Source organism: Streptomyces fuscigenes, from assembly GCF_021556455.1.
GTDB classification, from domain to species: domain Bacteria; phylum Actinomycetota; class Actinomycetes; order Streptomycetales; family Streptomycetaceae; genus Streptomyces; species Streptomyces fuscigenes.
Window position 1 is genome coordinate 1 of sequence record NZ_JAKGCV010000353.1, and the last position, 5,878, is coordinate 5,878.

6 protein-coding genes and 1 pseudogene are annotated in these 5,878 nt (G+C 75.3%); 5 read left to right on the plus strand and 2 right to left on the minus strand.

Annotated features, from left to right (window positions below; genetic code table 11):
- Both L1885_RS22090 and L1885_RS22095 read left to right on the plus strand, forming a co-directional pair.
- A partial coding sequence (locus L1885_RS22090; protein WP_505016785.1) for a sigma-70 RNA polymerase sigma factor region 4 domain-containing protein occupies positions 1–303 on the plus strand: 303 nt, incomplete at its 5' end.
- A gap of 38 nt (positions 304–341) precedes the next feature.
- Positions 342–836, plus strand: a complete 495-nt coding sequence (locus L1885_RS22095) for a GNAT family N-acetyltransferase (protein ID WP_235798915.1) — start codon at positions 342–344, stop codon at positions 834–836.
- A 199-nt stretch (positions 837–1,035) separates the two neighbouring features.
- On the opposite strand, the gene L1885_RS22100 is transcribed toward L1885_RS22095, so the two are convergent.
- A complete protein-coding gene (locus tag L1885_RS22100) occupies positions 1,036–1,392 on the minus strand; it encodes a hypothetical protein (protein ID WP_235798919.1) in 357 nt (118 codons plus the stop codon).
- 204 nt (positions 1,393–1,596) lie between these two features.
- Positions 1,597–1,956 (minus strand): hypothetical protein, encoded by a 360-nt coding sequence (locus L1885_RS22105; protein ID WP_235798916.1) that lies wholly within the window; start codon positions 1,954–1,956, stop codon positions 1,597–1,599.
- 153 nt (positions 1,957–2,109) lie between these two features.
- Here L1885_RS22105 and L1885_RS22110 point away from each other — a divergent pair, with 153 nt between their 5' ends.
- From L1885_RS22110 to L1885_RS22120, 3 genes and pseudogenes are all read left to right on the plus strand, one after another.
- Positions 2,110–2,748: a GNAT family N-acetyltransferase gene (locus tag L1885_RS22110; protein ID WP_235798917.1), complete on the plus strand. Its 639-nt coding sequence runs from the start codon at positions 2,110–2,112 to the stop codon at positions 2,746–2,748.
- Positions 2,749–2,928: 180 nt separating this feature from the next.
- Positions 2,929–4,176, plus strand: coding sequence for a precorrin-6y C5,15-methyltransferase (decarboxylating) subunit CbiE (gene cbiE / locus L1885_RS22115; protein WP_235798918.1), 1,248 nt, complete (start codon positions 2,929–2,931; stop codon positions 4,174–4,176).
- A gap of 345 nt (positions 4,177–4,521) precedes the next feature.
- Positions 4,522–5,878: pseudogene (locus L1885_RS22120) on the plus strand (hypothetical protein); the annotation flags it as partial.

Here is a 5,878-nt window from a genome sequence, read left to right on the forward strand (position 1 = left end):
CCCTACGGGGGCGGACCGGCGGGCCACCCGCCGGCCGATCCCGAGGCCGGCCCCGAGCGGGTGGTGCTGCGCGCCGAGCACGGGCGGGCCATACGCGAGGCCGTCCGCAGGACACCCGGCCGCTGCCCGGGCCTGCTCGGCGCGATGCTGTCCCCGCGCGACCCGACCTACCGGGAAATAGCGGGCGCGTTGGGTATGTCACAGGGCAGTTTGGGACCGATCCGTTCCAGATGCCTGGGATGCCTCCGCAGAATGCTGGCGCCGGAGGTTGCAGCTCCCCGACATCTGGGAAAGGAGCGGTAGACAATCGGCGTAACCAGGTGAGCGGGAGGCATGCACACATGGGCATGAGCGTGACCATCTCAGCGGCACGTGCGCAGGACGCGGAGAACATCCTCAAACTGCAGTACCTGTGCTACCAGGGGGAGGCGGAGCTCCACGGCGACTACACCATCGAGCCGCTGACCCAGACCCTCGACGAGCTCAGGGCCGACCTCGACGGCGGCCACTGCCTCGTCGCCCGGCTCGGCGACGAGGTCGTCGCGTCGGTACGCGGCAGGATCGATCCTTCGGGCACCGCCAGGATCGGCAAACTGATGGTCCACCCGAGGATGCAGCGGCACGGTCTCGGCGGGCGGCTGCTCGACGCCATCGAGACGCACTTCGCCCAGGACCCGGCCGCGCGCCGCTTCCGCCTCTTCACGACCAGCCTCGGCGACATGCGCCTGTACCGCAGCCGCGGCTACGCCCCCGTCGCCGCCGGCGAGGGGACGGTGCCCGCCCTGATCACGCTGGAGAAGCCGGCCGCACCCGGCACGTTCGTCGCGAGCGCCTGACACGGGCCCCTGGCGTCCCGGGCGCGGACGTCAGGGGCGATCACCGGACTGCCGGCCGGACCGGACCGGCGCGGGAGCCCACCCCGGGGCGTGAAGCCGCCAGGACACGAAGCCTCCGGGACACGAAGCCTCCGGGAGGCGGAAACCGGGGCCCGCCCCGCCCAGGGATTCGCGTGGACCGCGCGGGCGCCGCAGGGCCTCAGGCCGAGGCGGCGGGTGCCGTGAGCGCGCGCGACCTGCGCAGCCACAGGATGCCCGTGACGGGCAGAGCCACCGGGATCAGGATGTAGCCGGCGCCGTAGTAGGACCAGACCGTCGCGTCCGGGAAGGCCGACGAGTCGACCAGCGTCCACGTGCCCACGGTCAGCACACCGACGAGTTCGAGGGCGCAGCACACCAGCGCCACCTTGCGGGCCGTCTCGCCGCCGCGCACCAGTGTGTACGTGATGAACACGTAGACGACCGCCGCGACCGCCGACAGCGAGTACGCGAGCGGCGCCCGGCCGAAGTCCGACGCGATCTGGTAGACGGACCGCGACGCGGCACCGACCGTCATCACGCCGTACAGCCACACCAGCACGATGCCGGGGCCGCTGACGAGCTTCGTCCGGCCCGCGCGCCCCCGCCCGGCCCCTTCCCCCGCGCCGGCCCCCGCCGCCGGGCCCGCGCCCGCCGTACCGCTGCCGTCCCCGGTCCCGGGCTCCGCGGGATCCGTCGTCTGCGCCGTCACGTCCGTTCCGTCCTTCTCCATCGCCGTCCGTCACCCTCCCCAGATCGCGATCAGCCGCACTTCCAGCACGGCGAGGACGATCCCGCCCCCGCAGACCACCACGGAACCCCACCGGCTGCGCTCCGTGAGGGACATGAAACCGGCCACCGGTACCGCGAGCGCCGCGCCGATCAGGTAGGCGAAGAAGATCACCGAGCCGTCGTGGGGCTTCTCACCGCGCGCCACCTCGACGATCCCCACCACCAGCTGGACCAGCGCGAGGAGTGACACCACGGCCATGCCGGCGAAGTGCCAGTCCTTCGTGGACTGGTCCCGGTACGCGGCGAAACCGCACCAGGCGGCGAGGGCGAGCGCGGCCACGGTCACCGCGATCGTCAGGGCGACGAGCATTGACCGAGGGTATTACGGCCGCCGCACTCCCCGGCGCCCGGCCCTCGCCCGGCGCCGGACACCCCCCATGCGTCAGGCAGGGCCGATGCTGCATGCTGTGCCTTTACGACGGACTGGACGCACGGCTCGACGGACCGAGGCATGGAGCTGCGGATGACTACCACCTTTCCGGACGTTTCCATCAGTACGGAGCGGCTGGTGCTGCGACCGTTCGAGTCGGCCGACGTCCCGGCGTACACCGAGATGATGAACGACGAGATGGTCACCGCGTGGATGTCCGTCCCGCACCCGTTCTCCACGTCCGAGGCCGCCAAGTGGGTCGGCAGGTCGGCCCCGGCCGTGCGCCGCGAGGGGCGGGGCATCGTCTTCGCCGTGACCGAGTTCCTCACGCAGCGCCTCGTGGGAACGGTGCGGCTGCGCGACGCCGACTGGCGCACACTCGCCGTGCACGCGGAGTACGCGACGGCGCCCTGGGCCAGGGGCGAGGGGTACGCCACGGAGTCCATGCTGGCCGTCGCGCAGTGGCTCTTTCGCGACCAGAAGCTCGAACGGCTCGAACTGCGCACCGCCGCGGACAACACGGCGGCCCAGCAGGTCGCCCAGAAGATGGGCTGCATCAGCGAGGGAGTGCTGCGCAACGCGGGGATAGCGCGTACGCAGACCGAGGACGGCGGATGGACGGACATCCGCACGGACCTGATCGTGTGGAGCCTGCTGCCCGAGGACCTCGAGGGCGGCGGCGAGCAACTGGCGGACGCCGGGGGCTACGCCACCTACACCGACTGGCGCTGACGGCTCGCGCGGCCTGCCGGCGGAGAGCACCCACCGGCCCCCCGCGCCGCGACGCGGCCCGGTACTCTCACCGTGCCCCGCGTCCCGCGCCCGCGCGCCGGACGGCCCCACGCACCCGCTGCGCCTCATCGACCGGTTCAGCTCCAGCCCGCTCGCGACACCCACGGGAGACACACGACGATGGCCGACCGCGTCACGGTGATCGGCTGGGACGGCTCACCCCTCACCCCTGCGGCCCGATCCGCGCTCCTCGCCGCCACCCTGGTGGCCGGAGCCGCACACCACCTGGCACTTCCCGAAGTCCCCGACGACGCCGAGCACATCAGGCTCGGCAGCATCGACCTCGCGGCCCGGCGCATCGCGGGCCACCGGGGCAGCGCCGTCGTGCTCGCGGACGGCGACCCGGGGTTCTTCGGCGTCGTCCGGACCCTGCGCGCCCCCGAGCACGGACTGGAGGTCGAGGTCGTCCCCGCGGTGTCCGCGGTCGCGGCGGCCTTCGCGCGCGCCGGGATGGCCTGGGAGGACGCGCAGGTCGTGGTGGCGCACAGCCGCACCCTGCGCCGCGCCGTCAACGTCTGCCGGGCGCACACCAAGGTCGCCGTCCTCACGTCCCCGGGGGCGGGCCCCGCCGAACTCGCCCTGCTCCTCGAAGGCGTCCACCGCACCTTCGTGATCTGCGAGGAGCTCGGCACCGACCGCGAACAGGTCACGGTGCTCACCTCCGACAAGGTCGCCGACCACGTCTGGCGCGACCCCAACGTCGTCATCGTCGTCGGGGGCACGGGGACCGGGGGAGGCGGCGCCCCGGCGGCCGCGGCCACCGGCCCCGGATGGATCCTCGGCGGCGACGCGGCACGCCCCGCCGGCATCCGCACCCGCGGCTGGGCGCTGCCCAACGAGGAGTACGGCATCACCCTCGACGAGGGCGAGTCGACCTGGCTGCGCGCCGCGCAACTCGCCCGCATAGGCGCGCGGACGGGCGACCTGATCTGGGACATCGGCTCGGGCAGCGGGGCGATCGCGGCCGAGGCGGCCCGGTTCGGCGCGGCCGTGATCGCGGTGGACGAGGAGGAGGGGGCGTGCGCCGCCACCGCCGCGGCGGCCCGACGCGCGGGCGCGCAACTCCAGGTGGTCCAGGGCCGCGCGCCCCACGTACTGGAACGCCTCCCCGAGCCCGACGTCGTCCGCATCGGTGGCGGGGGGCTCGATGTCGTCACCGCCTGCGTCGACCGCAGGCCCGAGCGGATCGTCACGCACGCCGCCACGCGCGACGAGGCGGAGGCCGTCGCCGCCGCGCTCTCGGCGGGCGGATACACGGTCGAATGCTCCCTGCTGCAGTCCGTCGACCTGGACACCTCCGACTGGTCGGAGCGCGAGCGCGCGGTCGTCTTCCTCGTCGCCGGACGGCGGCGGGAAAGCGCCCCCTGACCCTGCCGCGAGGGAGCGCGGGGTAGGCTGACCGATCGTTGTACCGCAGGCCGGCCCCCGTTGATCGGGTGGTCAATGTCCGGGAAAACCGGTCGAAATGGAGGCCCTTTCGGCTCCTTCTGTGGTACGCGGAACCGGGGGGACGCGCAACGGCGCGCGGCCCGCGGCCGGTCGTCGGGGCGTGCGACCCGCGGCCCGCGGGAGAGCCGGCGAACACGCCGGGCCCGCGGTCCTTCGTGCCGCGCGGCGGCCCCGCTCGTTGTTATGGACGGGCGGCCGGGGCCAACGGCCCCGCGCGACCCCGGCATGGGCCGAAGGAGCACAAGCGATGGGCGAGGGGTACGCATGACTGACACCGGCACGGTCCCGGGCGAGGGACGGCCGGAGGACGCAGGCATGGTGGAGCAGCCGGGGACCCCGGCGGCCGAGTACGCCTACCTGGGCCCCTCCGAGACCCCGCAGGAAGACGACGACCTGCTGCTGATGCCGAGCGCGCAGGGCGCCTGGAGCGACCCCCAGCCCGTGCCCTCGCAGCCTGCCCCCTCCGTCGAGCACGACGCCGGCTACCGGCCCCCCGCCCAGCACGCCGCGCCGCCCGTCCAGCAGGCCCGGTCCGCGGCGGACGGGCACCCGCTGGGGGAGCCCGCACCGCTGATAGACCAGCCGGCGCCGGTGACGGAGCCGGCGGCGCAGCCCGCGGCGGACGCCTCCGCGCCGGCGGAGGCGCAGGCTCACCACGGCCTGACGCAGCAGCACACCCCCGCGCACGGCGTGGTCTCCGGGGACCCCGCCGCAGCCGGCCCCGGAGAGCAGGCCCCGGCCGCCGACGGGCTGACGTACGCGGCCGACGGCCAGGGCTACGCGCTCGACGCCCAGGCCCGTCCCTCGGACGGCCAGGGCTTCGCTCCGAACGGCCCGGGCTACGCTCCGGACGGCCGGGCGCCCGGCTCCGACGGCCAGGGGCACGCGTACGGGGGGAACCCGGCGTACGCCCAGGAGGCGGCCGCGCAGGCGGTCGAGCCCACCGCCCGGCCCGCAGGGGAGTCCGCCGCCGGCGAACCGCCGGCGGGCCGTGTCCCGTCGCCCGCCTCCGCGCCCGACAGCTCCATCGGCGGGCCGGTGCCGGCCGCTGCCGGGAGCGCCCCGAACGCCTCGCGCCGGCCCCTGCACTTCGGGCCGCCGGTGTCCGACCCGCCGAGCGGCATCGTCCGCTCCCTCGCCGACCGCGGTCCCGCGGCGGCGCGTACGGCCCCGGCCTATCCGGTCCGCTCCCAGACGCCCGGCCCGCCCACGACGGGCCCGGAGTACCTCGACATCCCGCGTGACGATCCGTCCGCGGGCGCGGTGGACGGGCCGGGTGCCGGCGCGGGCGCCGAGGAGCCCCAGGGCGGGGTGCCCTGGGTGCCTCAGCCGCAGCCCGGGCAGCCCGAGCAGGGCGTGCCCGACGGGTCGGAACAGATCGCCGGGGACGGCGCGGCCCCGGCCCCCGCCACATCACTCGACGACCCCTCCGCGCAGGGCCCGCAGGACGTGCGGGACGTGCAAGAGCCCCAAGACGTGCAGGACGTGCAGGACATGCGGGAGGCGCAGGACGGGCCGGCCGTGCCGCCGGCGCAGGACACCGGGGTCGCGCACGGCGCGGACGGCGCGGCGCTCCCCGGCGCGCCGGCCCACGAGCCGTCCGAGGCGGTCGCCCCGGAGC

Coding starts and splice junctions, on each gene's coding strand:
- L1885_RS22100 (WP_235798919.1), bottom strand. CDS start 1,392: ATGACGGTCGGTGCCGCGTCGCGGTCCGTCTACCAGATCGCGTCGGAC.
- L1885_RS22095 (WP_235798915.1), top strand. CDS start 342: ATGGGCATGAGCGTGACCATCTCAGCGGCACGTGCGCAGGACGCGGAG.
- cbiE (WP_235798918.1), top strand. CDS start 2,929: ATGGCCGACCGCGTCACGGTGATCGGCTGGGACGGCTCACCCCTCACC.
- L1885_RS22110 (WP_235798917.1), top strand. CDS start 2,110: ATGACTACCACCTTTCCGGACGTTTCCATCAGTACGGAGCGGCTGGTG.
- L1885_RS22105 (WP_235798916.1), bottom strand. CDS start 1,956: ATGCTCGTCGCCCTGACGATCGCGGTGACCGTGGCCGCGCTCGCCCTC.